Source organism: Providencia sp. PROV200, assembly GCF_049901995.1.
Lineage (GTDB): Bacteria > Pseudomonadota > Gammaproteobacteria > Enterobacterales > Enterobacteriaceae > Providencia > Providencia rettgeri_E.
The window spans coordinates 4,093,408-4,116,948 of the sequence record NZ_CP096307.1; the positions used below are offsets into that span (position 1 = coordinate 4,093,408).

The 23,541-nt window shown below is 41.5% G+C and carries 17 protein-coding genes; 7 read left to right on the forward strand and 10 right to left on the reverse strand.

Going from position 1 to position 23,541, the window contains the following annotated elements; genetic code table 11:
- Positions 1–42: 42 nt before the first annotated feature.
- Entirely contained in the window at positions 43–906 is an 864-nt protein-coding gene (gene murI / locus M1E86_RS19015) for a glutamate racemase (protein ID WP_213914532.1), read from the reverse strand.
- Positions 851–2,737, reverse strand: a complete 1,887-nt coding sequence (btuB, locus tag M1E86_RS19020) for a TonB-dependent vitamin B12 receptor BtuB (protein WP_213914533.1) — start codon at positions 2,735–2,737, stop codon at positions 851–853. Before btuB ends, murI begins: the two co-directional genes overlap by 56 nt.
- 430 nt (positions 2,738–3,167) lie before the next feature.
- Between btuB and trmA the strand changes: the two genes are divergently transcribed.
- Positions 3,168–4,265 (forward strand): tRNA (uridine(54)-C5)-methyltransferase TrmA, encoded by a 1,098-nt coding sequence (trmA, locus tag M1E86_RS19025; protein WP_125893444.1) that lies wholly within the window; start codon positions 3,168–3,170, stop codon positions 4,263–4,265.
- An 86-nt stretch (positions 4,266–4,351) separates the two neighbouring features.
- Here the strand turns inward: trmA and M1E86_RS19030 are convergent, their stop codons facing one another.
- Positions 4,352–4,741 carry a YijD family membrane protein gene (locus M1E86_RS19030; RefSeq protein ID WP_213914534.1) on the reverse strand — a complete coding sequence of 130 codons (390 nt, stop codon included), beginning with the start codon at positions 4,739–4,741 and terminating at the stop codon, positions 4,352–4,354.
- Positions 4,742–4,753: 12 nt separating this feature from the next.
- Positions 4,754–5,410 carry an HTH-type transcriptional repressor FabR gene (gene fabR / locus M1E86_RS19035; protein WP_125893446.1) on the reverse strand — a complete coding sequence of 219 codons (657 nt, stop codon included), beginning with the start codon at positions 5,408–5,410 and terminating at the stop codon, positions 4,754–4,756.
- Between the two features lie 461 nt (positions 5,411–5,871).
- On the opposite strand from fabR, the gene sthA reads away from it, so the two are divergent.
- Positions 5,872–7,269: a Si-specific NAD(P)(+) transhydrogenase gene (gene sthA, locus M1E86_RS19040; protein WP_125893448.1), complete on the forward strand. Its 1,398-nt coding sequence runs from the start codon at positions 5,872–5,874 to the stop codon at positions 7,267–7,269.
- A gap of 74 nt (positions 7,270–7,343) precedes the next feature.
- On the opposite strand, the gene oxyR is transcribed toward sthA, so the two are convergent.
- Entirely contained in the window at positions 7,344–8,249 is a 906-nt protein-coding gene (gene oxyR, locus M1E86_RS19045) for a DNA-binding transcriptional regulator OxyR (RefSeq protein ID WP_125893450.1), read from the reverse strand.
- Positions 8,250–9,357: 1,108 nt separating this feature from the next.
- On the opposite strand from oxyR, the gene M1E86_RS19050 reads away from it, so the two are divergent.
- On the forward strand, positions 9,358–9,711 hold the full coding sequence (locus tag M1E86_RS19050; protein WP_125893452.1) for a hypothetical protein: 354 nt from the start codon (positions 9,358–9,360) through the stop codon (positions 9,709–9,711).
- A 63-nt stretch (positions 9,712–9,774) separates the two neighbouring features.
- Here the strand turns inward: M1E86_RS19050 and argH are convergent, their stop codons facing one another.
- The 4 genes from argH to argC all read right to left on the reverse strand — a co-directional run bounded on the left by argH (position 9,775) and on the right by argC (position 14,288).
- Positions 9,775–11,151: an argininosuccinate lyase gene (gene argH / locus M1E86_RS19055; RefSeq protein ID WP_213914535.1), complete on the reverse strand. Its 1,377-nt coding sequence runs from the start codon at positions 11,149–11,151 to the stop codon at positions 9,775–9,777.
- 78 nt (positions 11,152–11,229) lie between these two features.
- Positions 11,230–12,450, reverse strand: a complete 1,221-nt coding sequence (locus M1E86_RS19060; RefSeq protein WP_125893456.1) for an argininosuccinate synthase — start codon at positions 12,448–12,450, stop codon at positions 11,230–11,232.
- Positions 12,451–12,494: 44 nt separating this feature from the next.
- On the reverse strand, positions 12,495–13,271 hold the full coding sequence (gene argB, locus M1E86_RS19065) for an acetylglutamate kinase (RefSeq protein ID WP_125893458.1): 777 nt from the start codon (positions 13,269–13,271) through the stop codon (positions 12,495–12,497).
- Between the two features lie 12 nt (positions 13,272–13,283).
- Positions 13,284–14,288, reverse strand: a complete 1,005-nt coding sequence (argC, locus tag M1E86_RS19070) for an N-acetyl-gamma-glutamyl-phosphate reductase (protein ID WP_213914536.1) — start codon at positions 14,286–14,288, stop codon at positions 13,284–13,286.
- 102 nt (positions 14,289–14,390) lie between these two features.
- On the opposite strand from argC, the gene argE reads away from it, so the two are divergent.
- From argE to gadC, 4 genes are all read left to right on the forward strand, one after another.
- Positions 14,391–15,545, forward strand: a complete 1,155-nt coding sequence (gene argE / locus M1E86_RS19075) for an acetylornithine deacetylase (RefSeq protein WP_213914537.1) — start codon at positions 14,391–14,393, stop codon at positions 15,543–15,545.
- A 228-nt stretch (positions 15,546–15,773) separates the two neighbouring features.
- Positions 15,774–16,658: a methylenetetrahydrofolate reductase gene (gene metF, locus M1E86_RS19080; RefSeq protein ID WP_213914538.1), complete on the forward strand. Its 885-nt coding sequence runs from the start codon at positions 15,774–15,776 to the stop codon at positions 16,656–16,658.
- A gap of 705 nt (positions 16,659–17,363) precedes the next feature.
- Positions 17,364–18,764, forward strand: coding sequence for a glutamate decarboxylase (locus tag M1E86_RS19085; RefSeq protein ID WP_125893466.1), 1,401 nt, complete (start codon positions 17,364–17,366; stop codon positions 18,762–18,764).
- Positions 18,765–18,876: 112 nt separating this feature from the next.
- Positions 18,877–20,430, forward strand: a complete 1,554-nt coding sequence (gene gadC, locus M1E86_RS19090) for a glutamate:gamma-aminobutyrate antiporter (protein ID WP_426099198.1) — start codon at positions 18,877–18,879, stop codon at positions 20,428–20,430.
- A 68-nt stretch (positions 20,431–20,498) separates the two neighbouring features.
- Here the strand turns inward: gadC and ppc are convergent, their stop codons facing one another.
- Positions 20,499–23,138 carry a phosphoenolpyruvate carboxylase gene (gene ppc / locus M1E86_RS19095; protein WP_213914540.1) on the reverse strand — a complete coding sequence of 880 codons (2,640 nt, stop codon included), beginning with the start codon at positions 23,136–23,138 and terminating at the stop codon, positions 20,499–20,501.
- Between the last annotated feature and the right edge of the window lie 403 nt (positions 23,139–23,541).

Sequence of the window (23,541 nt, forward strand, 5' to 3'; positions counted from 1 at the left end):
TCATATTTTTTTCCGTTCGCTCAGCTTTCCATCAAATTTGACTTAGATAGCTAGTTTTTCCAGCGTTTTGAACCCTTCTGCTTTGAGAACAGGCTGTAATCCTTTTGCGTTGTCATCCATTAATAAGCAATATGCGAAGTTTTCTTCCTCTGAACTGGCGATTTCTTCTTGATTATTAATGAGCCAAACGGTTCTTCTGGCAATTGCAGAACCTGAATCAATAAATCGAGTTCCATTTGGTAGCACTTTTTCGAGCTCTTCTATTAATAAAGGAAAATGTGTGCAACCCAAAATAACGGTATCAGGCGGCTCTGGCATTCTAATCCATGGCCTAACAGTTTGAGCGACTTCATCTAATGGTAAGGTTTCCCCATGTAGTTTCCTTTCTGCGAGCTGAACGAGTTCTGCAGAACCCAGTGAAATCACTTTACAGTCTGTAGCAAACCGTTCGATCAGCTCTTTGGTGTATTCACGGTTTACAGTGCCTTTCGTCGCCAATAAACCCACCACGCCATTACGCGTTAACTTGGTTGCGGGTTTAATGGCTGGAACAACCCCAACAACTGGGAACGTAAAATGCGCTCTTAAATTAGGGAGGCTGACCGTACTTGCGGTATTACACGCAATAATCGCAATGGTTAAAGGATGGTTTTCAGCTATTGCATTTACGATTTGATAGACCCTATCAATAATAAACTCTTCACTTTTTTCACCATAGGGAAAAGCTTCATTATCGAATGCATAGATATAGTGTGCATTCGGGATCAATTTTTTGACTTCACGGTAAACAGATAACCCGCCCACTCCAGAGTCAAACACTAGAATGGTCGGGCGAACAGATAGTGTGTTATCAGAAGTTGTAGCTTCCTGTAAGGAAATATTCTCTCCCAGCGGTGCGATAACCATACGCGGTCTCATAGTCTTTATCGAACATATTAGCTATTTTACCACGAATTGTGAGATGTGAAGTGATTGGATACGCAGCTGTGAGATCCCAAAGGCTAACACCTCCTTGTTTTACACGTCTAGAAGGAAATTGGCTATAGTCATTATCATAGCGAGAGCCTATATATTGGTAGGTTAGCCCCATATCTACTTTATCAATAGCCCAATCTAGCTGGTATTTAACTTGCTGCTTAGCCCGTCGCTCAAGAACCTTATCCGTCTTTTTGTTACGAGGGTCAACATATTGATAGGTAACTTGGTGATGAAGGATACCTGTTTCGAACTCACCAACCCATTCAACACCTTTAATTTCAGCTTCGCCAATGTTCTCATAAGTGCTAGTCGGATAACCTGATTTATATGCAATCAGGTTATCAATATCATTATGGTATGCATTGACCTGCCAAAAGAGTGGCCCCGTTGTTCCTTCAACACCAATCTCCCACTGTTTGCTTTCTTCGGGTTTCAAGCTCGGATTACCTAGCGTTGTTCCGTATACCGATGAAGAATATGCATATAATTGGGTTAGATTGGGGGCTTTATAAGCAGTTGCATATGAACCAACCAGTTTATAGCCATCGTAAAATTCCCAACTTAGTCCAGACTGCCACGTTGTATGCCAGTCAAATTCTGAGTGGTGGTCAGAACGTATAGCCGCTTCTGCGGTTACAGAATCTATAATCGCATATTGCCCTGTGAGGTATATCCCTGTGTTATTTAACGTTTGTTTTTCATTGATCATCGCGTAGCTGCTAGGCTCAATACTTTGGCGTTGATAATCAATCCCCGCACTAATATTACCTTTATCTAATAGGTAACTATTACCCCATTGAATATTATACTGCTTGGACTCATCAAGATTTGTAGATTCACTATATTGCCCTTTTCTAGGATCAAAATTGTAATCTTTTGAATAACCATAGCTTCCCATCAATGATGATGAATATTTTCCTTGATGATATTTCAAACCTGTTTCATAAGTTCGGCTATAGAGTTTACGCGTATCAACACTAACTCCCGCATATTCTGATACGTCATAACTCGTACGATTGTCATAACCATACGCTCTTGCATACGCTATGATTTCCGAAGAAAATTGATGCTCAACACCTAACCACAACGACTTACTTAAAAAACCATCTTTATCATATTGCCTTGGGCTAACTTCTTTTGGCGCCAAATCAAACCCTTTTGTATGGGTATAAGCTCCGGCAGCTGTTACGGTTGTATTCTCTCCGATTTTTTGCTGAGTCGAACCGTTATAGTTTTGGTGGCTGTGTGAGCCAATACCTGCATTTAAGGTTGTGCCATCGTTATCACGGCGAGTAATAATATTCACTACACCACCAACGGCATCAGAACCATAAACCGCTGAGCGTGCCCCGCGAATATATTCAATACGTTGTACCAATGAGATAGGAATTTGACTCATATCGGAAGAGCCGGAAATACCCGCTTGATTCAATCGGATACCATCAATTAACACCAAAACGTGACGTGACTCTGTACCACGTATAAATAAGGAGCTTTGTTGACCCATTCCGCCACTTTGTGAAATATCCACCCCCGGCAAGCGCCTTAATACATCTATTACGGTATTGGATTGCCAATGGTCGATATCTTCACGAGTGACCACCGTCACTGGCGCTAATATAGAAGAAATCGGTTGTTCAAAACGATTGGCCGACACAACGACTTGGTCAGCTTGGTTATTTGCACTTGCCAAAAAAGAAGTAGCGCACAGCACTGCCAACGCAGCGGCCGATAACGGCAGCGACTTTTTATTATTCATTATGGTTACACTCGGAAAATCAATTTAATTAACATTCCGCGAGGTTGAATATAGATTCGCGCAGATATTCAACTAAGCGATTGGAAGTGTGGTAGGTATCGGACTTATAAAGTAACAAGTTGGGTTTCTATATATGAAATAAAAACGATATATAAAATGAAAATTCGACCTGTTATATCCCCTAAATAATTCAAGTGACATGTAGCTGAGCGATGCCAACACCCATGTAGCTTGAAGAATGACGGGGATACCTTAATTACCGTTGCGCGTCAGTCTTGGACTTACACCAAATTCCCTAAACCACAGCCTATTATCGTAAGTTGAATAGTAGTGAGTGTCTACGGATGGATAATGAAAACTGGACATCTTCGCCGCTTTCCCTACAATTTCGCTCCTGATACGAATTTATTACTGTTTTATGGAGCCAAACATGCCAAACACCTTGCATACTGAAGACTACGAACAACAGCTCGTAGAAAAAACGGATCGTTTAAAGGCGATGATGGCTCCTTTTAACGCCCCAGAACCTGAAATATTTTCATCTCCCACATCCCATTATCGGATGCGTGCTGAATTTCGCATTTGGCATGAAGGTGATGACCTGTTTCATATTATGTTCAATAAAGAAACAAAAGAGCGTATTCGTATTGATCAGTTCCCTGTCGCAAGTCAGCTTATTAATGACATGATGGCGACGTTATTGCCGTTAATTAAGCAAAATGAATTACTGCGCCATAAATTATTTCAAATTGACTATTTATCGACACTAAGTAATAAACTGATTGTTTCGATGCTTTACCATAAAAAACTGGGTGAAGAGTGGATGGCCGAAGCAAAAGCGTTAAAGGCTATTTTGGTTGAACAAGGCTTTGACGTGCAGTTGATTGGCCGAGCGTCAAAAACAAAAATCATGTTAGATAATGATTATATTGATGAAGTATTACCTGTGATGGGTAAAAAAATGGTTTATCGCCAAGTCGAAAATAGTTTTACGCAGCCCAATGCGCAGGTCAATATCAAAATGTTGGAGTGGGCAATTAAGGCAACGCAGAACTCGACGGGTGATTTATTAGAGCTTTACTGCGGCAATGGAAACTTCTCTTTAGCATTAGCGCAAAACTTCGAACGGGTATTAGCCACTGAAATTGCAAAACCTTCTGTAGCAGCAGCTCAATATAATATCGAAGCTAATAATATTGAAAATGTACAAATTATTCGCATGTCCGCAGAGGATTTTACCCAAGCCATGCAAGGTGCTCGTGAATTTAAGCGTTTGGAAGGTATTTCTTTAGCCGATTACCAATGCAATACCATTTTCGTTGACCCACCTCGCAGTGGCTTAGATACCGAAACGGTGAAGCTAGTTCAGGGGTATGATCATATCCTATATATTTCATGTAACCCAGAAACACTATGTGACAACTTAGTTGAGCTGACTAAAACCCATAAAATAGAGAAGTTAGCGTTATTCGACCAATTTCCTTATACCCATCATATGGAAAGTGGCGTATTGCTAAGCCGCTATTAATTAGCTAAAACTCGTTTACTGAACTGAAAACAAAGATGCCGCACTTCATTCATTGCGGCATCTTATAGAAGAAAAACCATATAACCTTAGTTTTCGACTTCTTGCTCGAGTGCTAATTCCGCTTTTTCTTTCTTACGTGCTTTCCAGCTTGAATACATCCACAATGCAATAATGACAATAAAGGTTGCAGGGATAAAGTTAGAACCTATTTCAGGGTTTTGAACACGCAAAATCGCGGCATAGCCAAATAACCCAATAAAAAAACTACCTGCAACAAATTTTGGCAGCCCTATCGGCATGGCTTGATGCAAATAGCGTTGGTGTAAACAATATACCGCCAATATCAAGGTTAAAATTGGGAAAAATGAAAAGTCGACCAACGAGTTAAACAACGTTGAAAACGTCCCATGGGTTGCAAGGCCAATCACAAAGGCTAGCAATAGTGTGCTTCTTTCATAACTTTTTTGATCCGTCATTGATTCTCCTTATTATTTAGTGAGATCTGGGGCAATTTGATTTTGTTTTTCCTGTTCCCGGCGGTACCAGTAGTAGGCACCTTTCGCTATCATTCTTAACTGTAATACCAGCCGTTCTTCGAGATTTCTGCGTTTTTCTTCATCGATATCAAGCGCTTCAGCACCTGCGCTAAAGACAATCGTAACCATCGCCTCTGCTTGCATTTCAGTAAAATGGCGAGGCATACGGCTTTCCAGTTCAAGGTAATCGGCCAATTCCGCAATAAAATGTTGAATTTCCCGAGCGACCGCTGCACGAAACTCAGCAGATGTTCCCGAACGCTCCCGCAATAATAACCTAAAGGCGTTAGGGTTATTACCAATAAACTCCATAAAAGTTGAGACTGATGTACGGATCACACTCCCGCCTTTTGCAATACGCTGCCTTGCTTGGCGCATTAGCTGGCGTAACATCAAGCCACTTTCGTCGACCATCGTCAGCCCGAGTTCATCAACGTCCTTGAAATGACGGTAAAATGAAGTCGGTGCAATCCCAGCTTCACGCGCAACTTCCCGTAAACTGAGGCTAGTAAAACTCCGTTCAGCGCTTAATTGGCTAAATGCGGCTTCGACGAGTGAACGCCGAGTTTTTTCTTTTTGTTTTGCTCTAACGCCAATTGTGTTGCTCACGGTGATCCTAATTTCTTATCATAAAAGGTAAATGTAATAAGCATTACTCTTCGCCTAGCATACCTGAAATTTATGCATCTAGTTCAGAGAAAAATCGACTCTAGCGACAAATTACGCATTTTCAGAATTTCGCTTACCTAGGCCGTGTTTCCCTTCACCGCTTTCTTATATATAGAAGCAATCAATTTTCCCCTCTACCCTACCCGAACCGCAAAAAATAGATTTACCAAAAATGCACTCGATTTTCTGACTTTCTTTTATAAAATAATTCCTCTCAGCATTTTGAATTGAGAGAAGGCGGCAAAATAAGCGAGTCCCTAGAGGCATACATAAGTATGTGACTAAGGTGAATAAGTGTAGCCAACGCTATATCAATTTGAAAGACGACGAGGAAATTAGGTGAAATAACCAACTAATGATAACATCTTGTTGTCATTTTGTTTTAGAGCAGGTCTTACCTCATGCAACTTACCCATTTTGATGCAATAGTCATTGGTTCCGGTCCTGGTGGTGAAGGCGCCGCCATGGGGCTGGTGAAACAAGGAAAAAACGTTGCTGTTATAGAACGTTATAATAATGTCGGCGGAGGCTGTACCCACTGGGGAACGATCCCCTCAAAAGCCCTCCGTCATGCAGTTAGCCGTATTATCGAATTCAACCAAAACCCTCTTTATAGTGATAACTCCCGTAGCTTGAGCTCCTCTTTTTCTGAAATTCTTCGACATGCTGAAACGGTAATTAGTCAACAAACACGCATGCGCCAAGGGTTTTACGAACGTAATGGTTGCCAAATGTTTTCTGGGGAAGCCACCTTTATCGATGAGCAACATATCAGTGTTCGTTACGCGGATGGTAGCTGTGACGTCTTAAGCGCAGATAAAATCGTGATTGCCACAGGCTCTCGCCCTTACTGCCCTTCCGACGTTGATTTCAACCATTCTCGAATCTACAACAGTGACACTATCCTCAACCTGACTCACGAGCCGCGCCATGTGATTATTTACGGTGCCGGTGTGATCGGTTGTGAATACGCCTCTATTTTCCGTGGATTAGGAGTTAAAGTTGATTTAATCAATACCCGCGATCATCTTTTGGCCTTTCTTGACCAAGAAATGTCAGATGCCTTGTCGTATCATTTTTGGAATAGTGGCGTTGTTATTCGTCATAATGAAGAATATGAAAAAATCGAAGGGGTCGAAGACGGTGTCATCGTCCACCTGAAGTCGGGTAAAAAAGTCAAAGCTGACTGTTTACTGTATGCGAACGGAAGAACTGGCAACACTGATAGCTTAGGTCTCGCTAATGTAGGAATAGAGTCTGACGGCCGCGGTTTAATTAAAGTCAATAAAGCATATCGCACCACAAATGAACATATTTATGCTGTTGGTGATGTTATCGGTTATCCAAGTTTGGCCTCTGCGGCCTACGACCAAGGCCGAATTGCAGCCCGGGCCATTGGTGGTAGTTTAGGTGATGCGCATTTAGTAGAAGATATACCAACAGGGATTTACACCATCCCTGAAATTAGCTCAGTGGGCAAAACCGAACAAGAATTGACGGCTATGAAAGTGCCTTATGAAGTCGGCCGCGCGCAGTTTAAACATTTAGCACGTGCACAAATTGCAGGTATGAATGTCGGTAGTTTGAAAATATTATTCCACAGAGAAACGTTACAAATATTAGGCATTCACTGTTTCGGTGAGAGAGCAGCTGAAATTATCCATATCGGCCAAGCTATCATGGAACAAAAAGGTGAAGGTAATACCATAGAATATTTCGTGAATACGACGTTCAATTACCCGACGATGGCGGAAGCTTTCCGTGTTGCGGCTTTAAATGGTTTGAATCGACTATTTTAATTCTTTTGTGATTTATGGTTGCCAATAACCTGGCAACCATCATCAACTAAAAAGTAATATTGGTGCTTTAATCTCTAAACTTTATTTTTATAATAGTTATCCATTGAGTTATAGATGGTCTCCGCTAATTGTTCATAGCGCCCACGTAGCGGTGAACCCGGGCGATAAACCAATACAATTGTACGTTTCGGCTCAGGCTCAATACAATTCAAATAACATACCCCATCACGACAAGCTTCATTTGGTACCGATAAATCAGGTAAAAGTGTAATTCCACTCCCTGCAGCCACCATATTTCTTAACGTTTCTAAGCTCGTTGCTCTGAAGTGTGTATCTTCTTTAGCGCCGGCTTGGAAGCAGAAACCCATCGCTTGGTCACGTAAACAGTGGCCATCTTCTAACATTAATAACTTTTCACCTGAAAGTTCGCTCATTTCAATCGTATCGCGATCATGCCATGGGTGACTTTCATAAATAGCCAGTTTCATAGGTTCTTCAAATAACGGTACGACAATAAAAGGTTCCGTTTCTTTAACTTCCGCCAAAATAGCGCAATCTAATTTACCGCTGTCTAACTGGGCTAATAATTGCTGAGTTTGCGCTTCATGCAAATAGATTTCTAATTTCGGGTGAGCTTGGTGCAATTGCGGAATAATATGAGGTAATAGGTATGGTGCAACGGTTGGAATTAAACCGATATGTAATGGGCCCGACATACTTTCCCCTTGGAGAGCAGCCATTTCTTGTAATACTTTAATTTCACGCAAAATAGTACGAGCTTGTTCAACCAATAATAAACCTTGTTGAGTAAAAAGAACTTTGCGACTGGTTCTTTCTAGTAGCATGACACCAAGTTCTTCTTCTAATTTACGAATTTGGCCACTAAGAGTAGGTTGGCTAACATGACAGGAATCCGCAGCACGTCTAAAGTGTTTATGTTCGGCGAGCGCGACGAGGTACTCTAAATCTCGAATATTCATATTTCTTTTCCTTTCGTGAATTCTCTGTCAAACCAAAGATAGATAATACCAATCACTATATCGATATTGTTTTGTTTTATCTATTAATAAATTGAAAAATGGCGAAAAACCTTCATTTTTTGAACAACGATCGCAATAAAACGAAATGAAATGTAACATTTAGAAATAAATTACATCTCCCGAATTGTCATTTAAAATTGATAGTAGTTAATTAATGATTAAATTTATTTATCATAAATACCTCCGCATAACATGCTAAACAAAGACGCCAACCACGTTTTTTAAATATAAACATCTGAAAATCGCCTCTTGGCATGGCTAAGCAAAGTCTTACTACCTATCCCAAATATGAAAACAACGCATATCGATATTAATAGATTAAGTGTATGACAAAAAGCATAGGTTTATCTAATCAACCCGGAAACTATGAATTCAAATAAGTAGGTAATTTGAGTAATACTGGGCTCATCAAAGTAGAGTATCAGTAATTGTTTCACCATCACTTCCATTAGGGCTTTTCGGAGTCCTTTTTATTATTACTCACAAAGAGAGTTATTGAAATTCAGTCATAATAGCTATTTTGGCTGATGAATACCCCCATTAAATATATCCTCATATACTCATCATTATATTCGCATCTAATAGAAGAAACATTTTGTTATATTTTCTTTCATTCTCTATTAAAGTTTGTAAGTTTTCATATAAAAGTAAATATAAATGATTGCCTCCTTTTCCCACCCCCTATTCTAAGTATTATTACAGCTTGATAACAACAAGAAAAAACATAGAGAATGCAACCGTCATAAATCATATAACAACTTAATAGATGGAATAAAAAACCACAATAAAGATAAAATTAAGATTATTTCACTAGCAAAGTGCAATCCTATAAATTTAAATCATAATGGAAGGCATTATGTTTTATTTATATTTTTAAACATTTCCTTTTTTAATTTTACACCTAAATCGCGTTTTTCAATTTATAATCTTTTCATCGAAAACATCAGGGAATACAGATTCACTATTATAATTTTCATTTAAGACCACACATATCTAATTTAAACATACAGCAAGTTGATTAATCAAAAATCAACAACGGGATACTATTATGAAAAATTCATTATCAAATATTCAAAAATTCGGTGTTCGCTCGCTTACTGCATTATTATTCGTTACCGCTGGCGCATCGATTAATGCCTATGCGAACAATGACCAACAAAATGGCGTTATTAATTTTTCTGGTGCGGTGGTATTCCCGCCTTGTTTTAATGATATCACTGACAAACACGTCACTTTAAACTGCTTAAATAACCAGTCTGATATGGTTGCCAACAAAATGAATTTAAATGACGTCAAAAACACACAAGGGTGGAAAGTGATTAATGATGGAAGAGGAGAGTATTCATATAACTGGGTGAATGAAGAAAAACAACTCGGAATGCTAACCATTAAATATATTTAAAAACAAACGCGTTATGGGGATCGGGGTAGTCATGCTACCCCCCATTTTATCTTCTACGGGCAATCACGGCCCTAATCGAGTTTTTGCTTCCACAATGGCTTTTGCCACTTGCTTCTGAGAAACCCCACCTTTTGCTAATCGTTTATCTAAACAAGACTGCAGCGATAAAATTTCATAAACATCCAATTGAATAGTATCACTGAATTTTTGCAATTCACTGAGTGCCATTTCCTCTAAAGCTTTACCTTGCCCAATTGCGGCGACAACGACTTCACCCACAATATGATGCGCTTCACGGAATGGGACACCTTTAGCAACGAGGTAATCAGCGAGTTCGGTTGCATTCGCATAACCTTGTTTTGCTGCATCTTCACAACGACTACGACGAATTTGAAGACCATCAAGAACCAGCGCAGCCATGTGCATGCAATCTAACCAAGTATCGAGTGCATCAAATAACCCTTCTTTGTCTTCTTGCATATCTTTGTTGTAAGCAAGAGGAAGTCCTTTTAGCGTCATCATCATACCTGTCAGTGCACCTTGGACACGCCCACATTTTCCGCGGATCAATTCCAATGCATCAGGGTTTTTCTTTTGTGGCATTAATGATGAACCGGATGTTACTTTGTCTGATAATTCGACAAAACCCGCTTCGCCACTATTAAAGAAAATTAAATCTTCCGCAAAACGAGATAAATGAACCATACCGATACTTGCGTTTGATAATAATTCAAGAACATGGTCTCTGTCTGAAACTGTATCCAAGCTATTGCGCGTTGCCGAAGCGAAACCTAACCAAGATGCGAGCTGTTCACGGTCAATATCGTAAGCTGTACCTGCCAGCGCGCCACACCCTAATGGGCTGACATCCAACCGTTTTAATGTATCTTGTAAACGACTTTCATCTCGCGCTAACATTTCGCTGTAGGCTAAACACCAGTGTGCAAACGTCACCGGCTGTGCGCGCTGCAAATGGGTATAACCTGGCATCACCGCGTCTTGGTTAGTTTCTGCGGTAATGACCAACGCTTTTTGTAATTCTGTCACCGCTTCAAGTAATAATGTGACTTGGTCTTTACACCACAATTTTAAATCTGTCGCCACTTGGTCGTTACGGCTGCGGCCAGTATGCAGTTTTTTGCCTAAATCACCCACTTTATCAATCAGTTTGCCTTCCACCCAACTGTGAATATCTTCCGCATCACTTTGCAGGATCATTTCAGGGTTATCTTGTACTTCTTTCAGTAAGATATTGAGCGCTTGTTCTAAAGTTTGTTGTTCGCTATCAGACAATACACCCACTGTGACCAGTGATTTTGACCATGCGACTGAGCCGATAATATCTTGCTGCGCTAAGCGATAATCGAAACGTAATGAATCATTAAACTGTTTGAACCGTTGATCCGCTTGTTGACTAAAACGCCCACCCCAAAGTGCCATAACTAATCCCTACCTGATTGATAAAATAAGTTTTTAACCCCGGCAGCGGCCTTGGCTGCCGGGAGACTACTATTTGATTTATTTCGCTTTGTTTTGTTCTTTCAGCGCACGGATACGTGAAGAAAGTGAATAAAGACGAATAAACCCACCAGCATGACTGTGGTCATAAACTTCATCTTCACCAAACGTCGCAAATTCTTCTGAATACAGGCTCTTATCTGCTTTTTTCTGGATTGCAGTTACTTGCCCTTTATATAATTTCAGAACAACTTCACCAGTCACATCTTGCGCTAATGATTCAGCAGCAGCTTGCAGTGATTGACGTAATGGGGCAAACCAACGGCCATCATAAACCACATATGACATTTCTAAGCCGAGTTGCTCACGCCATTTGTAGCTGTCACGGTCAAGCACCAGTTGTTCAATACCACGCAGTGCCGCCATCATGATGGTGCCTCCCGGGGTTTCATAGCAACCACGAGATTTCATCCCCACTAAACGGTTTTCAACGATATCGATACGGCCTACTCCGTGTTTTGCACCTAAGGTGTTTAATGTTTCTAAACAACCGAGTGGAGACAATGCTTGGCCATTTACCGAAACAACTTCGCCATGTTTGACACCAACAGTCACTAATTCAGCTTCATCTGGTGCATCTTGCGGGTCGACAGTCCATACCCAGCAATCTTGATTCGCCGCATTCCATGTGCTTTCTAAAACGCCACCTTCAGTAGAAATGTGCCATGCGTTTTCATCACGGCTATAGATTTTTTCAAGACTAGCTGTTGTTGGAATATTACGCTCTTTCAGATAATCGAGCAGCGCTTCACGGGAACGTAAATCCCACTCACGCCACGGTGCCACCACTTGTAACTGTGGAGCTAGAGCCGTATAAGTGCTTTCGAAACGGACTTGGTCATTCCCTTTACCCGTTGCACCATGAGCAACAGCATCCGCGCCCACTTTCAGTGCAATTTCTACTTGTGCTTTCGCGATGATAGGGCGAGCCATTGACGTACCTAATAAATAGCTACCTTCATATAATGCCCCCGTTTTTAATACAGGGTAGATATACTCTTTGATGAACTCTTCACGTAAATCAACTACATAGCATTCAGATGCACCTGATTGCAGAGCTTTTTTCTCTACGCCCACTAAGTCTTCACGATCTTGCCCTACATCCGCAACGAAGGCTACGACTTCGCAATCATCATAGTTTTCTTTTAGCCATGGAATAATTGCTGATGTATCCAGACCGCCTGAATATGCTAATACAATCTTTTTAATGCCCTTTTTCATAACGTACCTATCCGCTCAATTAATATGGTTATTCCATGGCTCATTTATGATGCCAAGATCCGAGTTCCAATTGCTGTTCCATTGAACAGCTCGGGAAGTTGTTCTGCATGACGCCAGCTTGCAATATCAACAGAACGTTGCAAAGCCGCCGCCGCGTCTAATGCCGCATTGACCTTCACAATCATTCCATCAGTAATAATTCCCTGCTCAATGAGCATTTGCGCTTTTTGCGTCGTCATTTCGTCAATTTTTTGGCCTTTACCATCTAAAATACCACTTACATCAGACAGTAAAACGAGATCTGCGTTTAATGCTTGGGCGATAGCGGTTGCGGCTTGATCCGCATTTACGTTCATCAGCTCACCGCCAGAGGTGATACCAATAGAGCTAATAATGGGTAAATAACCCGCCCCCAACAATAATTTCAATAACTTCGCATCGCCAGGTTTGGCATCACCAACATGGCCTAATTCTTCATTTAATTGTGTCACTGTGGCACTTTGACCATCACCGAGAGAAAGCCCTACAGCCGGAAGTTGATACTTTGTTGCCCATGCCAATAATGTTTTATTCGCCGTACCTGCTAATGCCCCTGTAATGATATCGATTTGGTCTGCAGGTGTGACTCGTAACCCCTGCTTTTTAACGACAGGTAATTGCAGTTTTTGCATCAATTCATCAACTAAACAGCCACCGCCATGCACAATCACCAACTCACGTTGATGGGCTTGGCGATAGGTTTGGATTGCTGTAAACAATTTTTCCAGCGCTTCAACGCTATCAAGTAACACACCGCCCAGTTTAATGACTAAGGGTTGCATGGGTTGTCCTTATTAAAGTAATGACTGAGTTTCATTAAAACCAAAACGAATATTCATGCACTGAACGGCTTGTGCTGCCGCACCTTTGAGTAGGTTATCTTCTGTACCGACTAAAATCAGGTGTTCACCATTCAATACATAGCCAATATCACAAAACGGTGTCCCTACTACCGATTTCAATGCAGGAACACCTTTTTCATATAGCCGCACTAACGGTTTATTTTGATAGGCATCGTTAAACGTTTGTGTGATTTTTTCTGCTGTCACACCCGTTTTTACTTTGCATGTAATCGTGGCAAGAATGCCCCGAGAGAAATTGCCTAAATGGGGAGTAAAAATAACCTCTCGACCTAAATGAGTCGCAATTTCTGGCTGATGGCGATGAGTAAAGATGCCATAAGGCTGCAAACTCACTTCACAAAAGCTGTTAGTCATCGAGGCTTTACGGCCTGCACCGGAAACACCGCTGGTGGCATTAATCACTGGCCACATCGCTTCATCCAGTAAATCTGCTTCAATCAGTGGTTTAAGGGCTAATTGGGAAACCGTTGGGTAACACCCTGGAACCGCAATCAGCTGCGCTTGACGAATTTTATCGGCCTGCCATTCCGCTAAACCGTAAACTGCTTGCATTAGCCATTCAGTATTTGTATGTTCAAAGCCATAGTATTGCGTATAGAAGGCGGGATCTTGAACACGATACGCACCCGATAAATCGAACACAATACACCCTGCCTTGAGAAACTGAGGCGCAATGTCGTGGCTCACTTCATGTGCTGTGGCGAGAAAGACAACATCAATTCCTTTTGCCGCTTCTGCCACATCTGTTAATGGCAGGACAGGAAGGTCAATGATACCTTTATACTGAGGATGTAAATCAGAAAAACGTTTATTTGCATCGGCACTTTGCTTCGATACCATCAGCCCTTGAAGATTAACTTCAGGATGGCGTTGCAAATAAGCGGCCAATTCTGCTCCAGTATAGCCACTGGCCCCGATAATGAGTGTGTTCAACATATGCTTTCTACCTTGTACTCGTGACCCAAACAGTTTAATGTGTATTTTTATTCAAATAAAGTGCATGAATATTGATACTATTATGGATAAAGGCTGTCAACAGTGAATATTAAATTACCTGCATTTATTGAGATTTATCGTCAATTAATTGCCATTCCGTCGATTAGTGCGACTGATTCTCATTTGGACCAGAGCAATAAAGCCCTTGTTGAACTTCTCGGTGGGTGGCTAGAAACGTTAGGTTTTTCGGTCAACATTCAACCTGTGCCGGAAACACGTGATAAATATAATTTGCTTGCTTCCATTGGCGAAGGAAATGGTGGGCTGATGCTATGCGGTCATACTGACACCGTCCCCTTTGATGATGGACGTTGGAGCAAAAACCCGTTTGAACTGACAGAGCATGACGGTAAGTTATATGGGCTCGGAACCGCAGACATGAAAGGCTTTTTTGCTTTTATTGTTGATGCGTTACGCGATATGGATTTAACGCAGCTCAAACGCCCACTGCATATATTAGCCACAGCAGATGAAGAAACATCGATGGCTGGTGCGCGTTATTTTGCAGCCAGTACAACATTAAGACCAGATTTTGCCATTATTGGCGAACCAACATCGTTGCAACCGATCCGCGCACACAAAGGGCATTTATCAAATGCTATCCGCATTACCGGGCAATCAGGTCATTCCAGTGATCCTGAGCGGGGTGTCAATGCGATTGAATTAATGCATGAATCAATTTCTCATTTAATGACACTGAGAAATACATTGAAAGAACGATTTAACAACCCTGCATTTGTCATTCCCTACCCGACGATGAACTTTGGTCATATTCATGGTGGTGATGCCGCTAACCGAATTTGTGGTTGTTGTGAATTACATATGGATATTCGCCCGCTGCCGGGGCTAACTTTGCAAGACTTAGATGAACTACTTAATGAAGCTCTTGAGCCGGTTAGTGCCCGTTGGCCGGGGCGCTTGACGGTTGAATCCATGCATCCGCCGATCCCTGGCTATGAATGCCCAACAGACCACAAGATGGTTGCAGTCATTGAGCAATTGTTAGGGCAAAAAGCGGATACTGTGAATTACTGTACTGAAGCACCGTTTATCCAAGAGCTCTGCCCAACGTTGGTTCTTGGCCCTGGTTCTATTGAGCAAGCACATCAACCGGATGAATTCATTGATATGCGCTTTATTGAGCCTACTCGCCAATTAATTAGCCAAATGATTGAGCACTTCTGTTTTACTGAGTAACTCGATCTTTTTCCTATTAAAAACGCGGCACTAAATTAGAGCCGCGTTTTTTGTCATGAATTATTTTCCTGTTCCCTTTGAAAAAATCTCAGCGTCATAATTTCATTTAAGTATTGACTATTGATGCCGTTCTGGTAATTTTATTTTAGACGTCTAAACGTATAGACGCACAAATGGATATGATAACGTACAAAAATAGTTAGTCTGCAAATTGCGAGGTTACAGGGTATGAGTTTTTTTCACGCGAATCAGCGCGAAGCGCTAAATCAAAATTTAGCTGAGTTAGACGGCCAAATTAATGTTTCATTTGAATTTTTCCCACCTCGCAGTGAAGAGATGGAGCAGACACTGTGGAAATCCATCGATCGACTCAAAAACCTGAAACCTAAATTTGTCTCTGTGACTTATGGTGCGAATTCCGGCGAACGCGACAGAACACACAGCATCATCAAAGATATTAAAGATAAAACCGGTTTGATTGCAGCTCCTCACCTAACTTGTATTGATGCAAGCCCTGATGAACTAAAGGCGATTGCTCGTGACTACTGGAATAATGGTATTCGCTATATTGTGGCACTGCGGGGTGATTTACCTGACAACAGCCGTAAACCGGATATGTATGCGGTTGATTTAGTTGAGCTATTAAAAGGCGAAGCGGATTTTGATATTTCTGTCGCAGCCTACCCTGAAGTTCACCCCGAAGCCAAAAGTGCGCAAGCTGATTTAATTAGTTTAAAAAAGAAGATTGATGCGGGCGCTAACCGTGCAATTACTCAATTTTTCTTTGATGTTGAAAGCTATTTACGTTTTCGTGACCGTTGTGTTGCGACTGGTATTGATGTGGAAATTGTACCGGGGATCTTACCAGTTTCTAACTTTCGTCAACTTGAGCGCTTCGCCAAACTCACTAATGTGCGCATTCCGGCATGGATGAGTAAAATGTATGAAGGGCTAGATAACGACCCTGAAAGCCGCAACCTTGTCGGGGCCTCTATTGCCATGGACATGGTTAAAATTCTTAGCCGTGAAGGCGTAAAAGATTTCCACTTTTATACATTGAACCGTTCTGAGCTCACCTATGCTATCTGCCATACTTTAGGCGTTAGGCCTTAATTTAACAGGATGGGGCATACTTTTGTCCCATCTCCCGGCTATTTTTTCTATATTTATAAATATCCGCCATTTTTCCAGACATAGAAAATATCCATTAACTGAAATTGACTATTCTCTTTTTTACAAAAGAAACCTTGTCTATATGGAAAATATCTCGATGTAATATAAAAATTAATGATACTCCTGAATTTTATTTCCACAATATAACTCATGTTATTATCTTTTATATTTTAAAATCGACACTTATGTAGCAAACACATTTAATAGCTAATGATATAAATTATTTTTGAACACAAGAGAAATAAAAATTAAATTTTAAGCATAATATTTAACATTAATGAAATATTATATTCCCATAAGTATTTATTTATTACCCAATAATTTACACCCAACAATCATCAAATTAAAACTCCTAAAAAACCAAATTAACAGAAATAAAAACCACATATATGTAATAGTTTAGTTAAATACTGCTATTTTTGACATCTAACTGAAAACAAAAGCCACTGTCGATAATATTATCTACAACCAAAATGATGACAAACCACCATTCACTCCGTTATTACTTTCTAATTTTGACAATTTTAATTGAATTATCTTTTTTATTTAATCCCTTTTGAATTTATAAAAAAGTCAGCGTATATTTAATATTGAGCTCAAGATTAATAGTATTTAATTACCACATGGTCATTGAGGAATTAAAACATGAGTAATAATGCATTAAATTCAAAATATAATGGAATAGATGATGTCTACGCATCATTAGAATTATCCAAATCATTACCGAAAACCAAATTTCCATTGAAAGAACAAGCACCACGTAACGTATTTAGTGCAGTACGCGATGAATTAATGTTAGATGGGAATTCACGCCAAAACTTAGCAACATTCTGCCAGACATGGGTTGATGATGAAATTCGCGATTTGATGGACTTATCTATCGATAAAAATATGATAGATAAAGACGAATACCCACAAACCGCTGAAATTGAAAACCGCTGCGTACACATGTTAGCGGATTTATGGAATTCACCCGATGCAGAAAATACCCTTGGTTGTTCAACCATCGGCTCCTCAGAGGCTGCAATGCTTGGTGGGCTCGCGTTAAAATGGCAATGGCGCAAAAAACAAGCTGCTAAAGGGAAACCGACTGATAAACCCAACTTAATTTGTGGCCCTGTTCAAATCTGTTGGCACAAATTTGCCCGTTACTTCGATGTTGAGCTCAGAGAGATCCCACTGGAAGGCGACCGCCTGATTATGACCCCGGAAGAAGTGCTCAAACGTGTCGATGAAAACACCATTGGTGTCGTGCCAACGTTAGGAGTGACATTTACCTGCCAATATGAACCTGTCAAAGCCGTACACGATGCGCTCGATAAACTGCAAAAAGAGACTGGTCTGGATATTCCAATCCATGTGGATGGTGCGAGTGGCGGGTTCTTAGCCCCATTTTGTGCTCCTGACTTAGAATGGGATTTCCGTTTACCACGGGTAAAATCCATTAATGCGTCAGGCCATAAATTTGGTTTAGCCCCATTAGGCGCTGGCTGGGTAGTTTGGCGTGAAGCCAAAGATCTTCCAGAAGAATTGATTTTTAATGTGAATTATTTAGGCGGTAACATGCCAACATTCGCACTGAATTTCTCTCGCCCTGGCGGTCAAATCATTGCTCAATATTATAATTTCTTGAGACTAGGCCGCGAAGGCTATGCAAAAATCCACAACGCTTGCTATGCAACTGCACAATACCTCAGCCGTGAAATTGAAAAATTAGGGCCATTTGAAATGATTTTTGATGGTAATAGCCAAACGGGTATCCCTGCACTAGCTTGGAAACTTAAAGAAGGCACAACCACCAGCAAATATTCCCTCTATGATATCGCAGACAAACTGCGTAGCCGTGGCTGGCAAGTTCCCGCCTATTCAATGCCAGCAAACCGTGAAGATCTTGTTATTCAACGTATTCTAGTACGTCATGGCGTCAGTTTAGATTTAGCCGCATTACTCATTGATGACTTCAAACGTACCTTAGAGTATTTCGATAAGCACCCCGTCAATAACCCGCTAACGGAAGAAGAAGGCGGCGGCTTTAATCACAGTTAATTCTTTTATTCATGATTGTGTTGTTAACGAGCCAAAGAGCCTTAGGTTCTTTGGCTCCTACTGAGATCCGCCCAGCAAAGGCAGATTGTTTATCGATTTGAGGAGAACTCGTATGGCAACAACGACAGCTCCAGCCGCAAAACAGCTCACATTACTTGGCTTTTTCGCCATTACTGCATCGATGGTGATGGCCGTTTATGAATATCCAACATTTGCGACATCTGGCTTTAGTTTAGTATTTTTCCTGCTATTGGGAGGATTATTGTGGTTTATTCCTGTCGCCTTATGTGCCGCAGAGATGGCGACCGTGGAAGGTTGGGAGGAAGGTGGTGTATTTGCGTGGGTTTCCAATACATTAGGCGAACGCTGGGGATTTGCCGCCATTTCATTTGGTTATTTACAAATAGCAATTGGCTTTATTCCTATGCTGTATTTCGTCTTAGGGGCGCTTTCTTATATTTTAAATTGGCCAGAACTTAATACAGACCCAATCACTAAAACGATAGGTGCACTTGTTATTCTCTGGGTATTGGCTTTCACCCAGTTTGGTGGAACCAAATACACGGCAACCATTGCGAAAGTCGGTTTCTTTGCGGGTATCTTACTTCCAGCGCTGATTTTAGTCTTTTTGGCAATCAGTTATTTAGTCAGCGGCTCTCCATTGGCCATTGAAATTAGTACCGAAACCTTTATTCCTGATTTCACCAAAATTGGCACGCTCGTGGTATTTGTCGCCTTTATTTTGAGCTATATGGGCGTTGAAGCCTCAGCAACTCACGTTAATGAGATGAAAAACCCCGGCCGAGATTACCCCGCTGCGATGTTTTTACTCATGATAGCGGCAATCTGTTTAAGTTCAATTGGTGGGTTATCGGTAGCCGCCGTGATCCCAAACAGTGAAATCAATTTATCTGCTGGCGTGGTACAGACATTCAATGTGCTTGTTACACACTTTAATTCCTCCCTTGAATGGGCCGTAAGAATTATTGCTGCATTATTATTACTTGGTGTGCTGGCTGAGATTGCTTCTTGGATTGTGGGGCCATCCCGCGGTATGTATGTCGCGGCACAGAAAGGCATTTTGCCGCAAAGCTTTGCCAAGATGAATAAAAATGGCGTTCCGGTCACACTGGTGATTTCCCAGTTGCTGATCACAACAGTCGCGATTATCGTCCTCACCAATACTGGGGGCGGTGGTAATATGTCATTCCTTATTGCGCTAGCCTTAACGGTAGTTATCTATTTATGTAGCTATTTCATGCTATTTTTAGGTTATATGCAGTTAGTTTGCAAACAACCCGAGAAAAAGCGTGTTTTCAATATACCGGGGGGTAAAGGCATTAAAGTGCTCATTGCGTTAGTTGGCCTGATTGTTTCTATTTTAGCCTTTGTGATTTCATTCTTCCCACCAAGTTCTTTACCGAATGGTGCGAGTAATACCACCTATGTGACGTTACTTGCGGTTAGCTTTGTGATTATTTTCTTACTGCCCTTTGTTATTTATGCTTTCCATAACAAACAAGGCAAGAAAACTAATGTCTCTATGGTGCATATCAAAACGCATAATGCGCCAACTAACCATTTCTTTATTCACCCTCGAGCACGTTCTGCATATCACTTGATCCATCATGATAAGCCAGATGATAGCTCATCCAACTCGCATTGATCTGCAAAATGATAAGGGCTGCCAAATGGCAGCCCTTAAATTATGTAATGACTTTCAAATGAAGAAAACTAACCCGTATTACGCATTCCTGCAGCCACACCAGCTATCGTCACCATCAGTGCTTGCTCAACACGTGGGTCTGAATGCTCTTGTTGGCGAGAACGGTGTAAAAGCTCTGCTTGTAAGACGTTTAATGGATCCGTATAAACATTACGTAATGCAATAGATTCCGCTATCCAAGGTAAATCTGCCATGAGCGCTTCGTCTTTCGAAACCGCCAATACGCTTTTAATATCTTCAGACAACTGATCACGTAATTTTTGCCCCAATGGCCATAGCCGTTCTTCGACTAAACGGTGATCGTAATATTCCGCTAGCCATAAGTCCGCTTTTGCATAAACCATTTCTAACATCGCAATCCGTGTATTGAAGAATGGCCACTGCTGCCACATTTCATCAAGAACCGCTTGTTTACCTTCTTGCTCAATCACATGTTTGAGCGCTGCACCAGCCCCTAACCACGCAGGTAACATTAAGCGGTTTTGTGTCCATGCAAAAATCCACGGAATAGCACGCAAGGTTTCCACTCCCCCCGTTGGACGCCGTTTTGCAGGGCGTGACCCAAGCGGTAACTTGCCAAGCTCTAATTCTGGCGTCGCGGCACGGAAATAAGGCACAAAATCTGGTTGCTCACGCACATAATCACGGTACATCGCGCAAGAAACATCAGATAGCGAATCCATCACGGACTTCCACTCATCTTTTGGCTCTGGTGGCGGTAAAAGGTTCGCTTCTAATATAGCACTAGCGTATAACGCAAGGCTGCTGATGGTCACTTGTGGTAAACCAAACTTGAAGCGGATCATTTCCCCTTGCTCAGTCACACGCAAGCCACCTTTTAAGCTGCCAGGTGGTTGAGAAAGTAATGCAGAATGCGCAGGTGCACCACCGCGGCCAATTGTGCCGCCTCGTCCGTGGAATAGCGTCAATGTCACGCCTTCTTTTTCGCACAACTTAATCAATGCATCTTGTGCGCGATACTGCGCCCATGAAGCTGCCATTACCCCTGCATCTTTTGCTGAATCTGAGTAACCAATCATCACCATTTGACGATCATCGATAAGCTCGCGATACCATTCAATGCTTAACAGCTTTGTCATCACACTTTCAGCATTATTTAAATCTTCCAGTGTTTCGAATAGTGGCGCGACTGGTAAGCGGACCGACGCCCCATTCTCTTTTAGCAATAGTTTAACGGCCAACACATCTGACGGGACTTTCGCCATTGAAATCACATACGCCGCGACAGAATCATTTTTGGCTTTTGCTATCACTCGGCACGTTTCAAATACTTCCTGAGTTTCCGCACTTGGTTGCCAATCTTGTGGGATCAGTGGGCGTAGAGATTGCAACTCAGCCAGTAAGAACTGTTGTTTTTCTTCTTCTGACCACTGAGCGTAATCACCCAACCCTAAATACTGGGTTAGCTCTGCAATGGCTTCTGTATGACGCGTACTTTCTTGGCGCACATCAATGCGTACCAGCTGTAAACCAAAGCTACGGATGCGACGTAAAGTATCCAAGAGCTGACCATTGGCAATAATTTTCATATTGCAGGCAATCAGTGACTGATAACATGCGTATAACGGGTCCCACAATTGCGCGTTATCTGTTAATAAATCGGCGGGAGGCAGCACTTGCTCACCTTTAACACGGTGCTCTAAATACTCTAGCGTCGAAAATAGTTGGCTCCGTAAATTTTTCGCAATTTGGCGATAAGGTTCATCAACATCATCTCCTCCTGCTAGCGCACGCAGTTCTGGCGTTGCTTCTGTCATCGACAACTCAGAAACTAACACCTGAATATCTTTTAAGAATAAGTCTGCCGCTTTCCAGCGACTTAGTAATAGAACTTGGCGAGTCACATCCGCAGTCACGTTTGGGTTACCGTCACGGTCACCCCCCATCCATGATGTAAAGCGAATCGGATTGGCTTCAACGGGTAATACTGCGCCAATAGAATCTTCCAACTGCTCATTAAATTCACGTAAGAAAGCAGGAACCCCTTCCCATAATGAGTTTTCAACAACGGCAAAACCCCATTTCGCCTCATCTATTGGTGTTGGGCGAATTTTACGAATTTCATCGGTGTGCCATGATTGCGCCACCAATTGGCGTAAACGACGCATGATATTATTGCGTTCGTAATCCGCGATATCATCATGGTCAAGTTGTGATAAACAGTTGTTTACCTCAACCAACTTATGGATCAATGTACGACGGGCAATTTCCGTTGGGTGAGCCGTTAAAACCAGCTCAATTGAAAGCTGTTCAACCGCTTTTTGGATATCGCCATCAGAGAAATTTTTGCCTTTTAGTCGGCTAAACAGATTTTTTAGTGCCACAGGGTTACTTGCCGCTTCACCATGAGGCGAAATGCTGTGGTATTGCTCCGCGACGTTTGTCAGGTTTAAGAATTGGTTAAATGCCCTTGCAACGGGTAGCAATTCATCATTAGAGAGATTTTGCAATGTCATCAGCAACTTTTGGCGCTGAACTTCATTACCTGCACGAGAAGATTTTGAAAGCTTACGAATGGACTCAACTTTGTCGAGTATGTCCTCACCTAAAGCTTCCTTGATGGTATCGCCGAGTAGCTTACCCAGCATACTGACATTACTGCGCATTGCGGAATATTGCTGATTCATGAGACTCCTGACCTTGTGCTTCTGGCAGAATGCATTCCCGCACGGTTCACGGTTAACAGACTGCTACCTGTTTCCTGTAACTAAATTTCAGTCGGCTGCGTTAGAGTTGTTGTTTTGTGATGCAAACCGCTAAATTTACCCTTCAGTGTATATTCATATCAGAAAAAAATGACTTTGGGGGATTTTTCTGAAATTTAATTACAGTCTTATTTTTATTAATTTTTCTTATTTAAGTATTGTTTCAGCGCAATATATCGTCGATTCAGCACTTTTAAGACATGAATAATGTTTAAGAATTAAATCATCAGAATAAAAAACAGAAAATGAAAGGATAAATTAAAAATTTTCATGATGCATTGATGCCCCCAATACCATAGGGAACACCAATGCGATTGAAAAATGA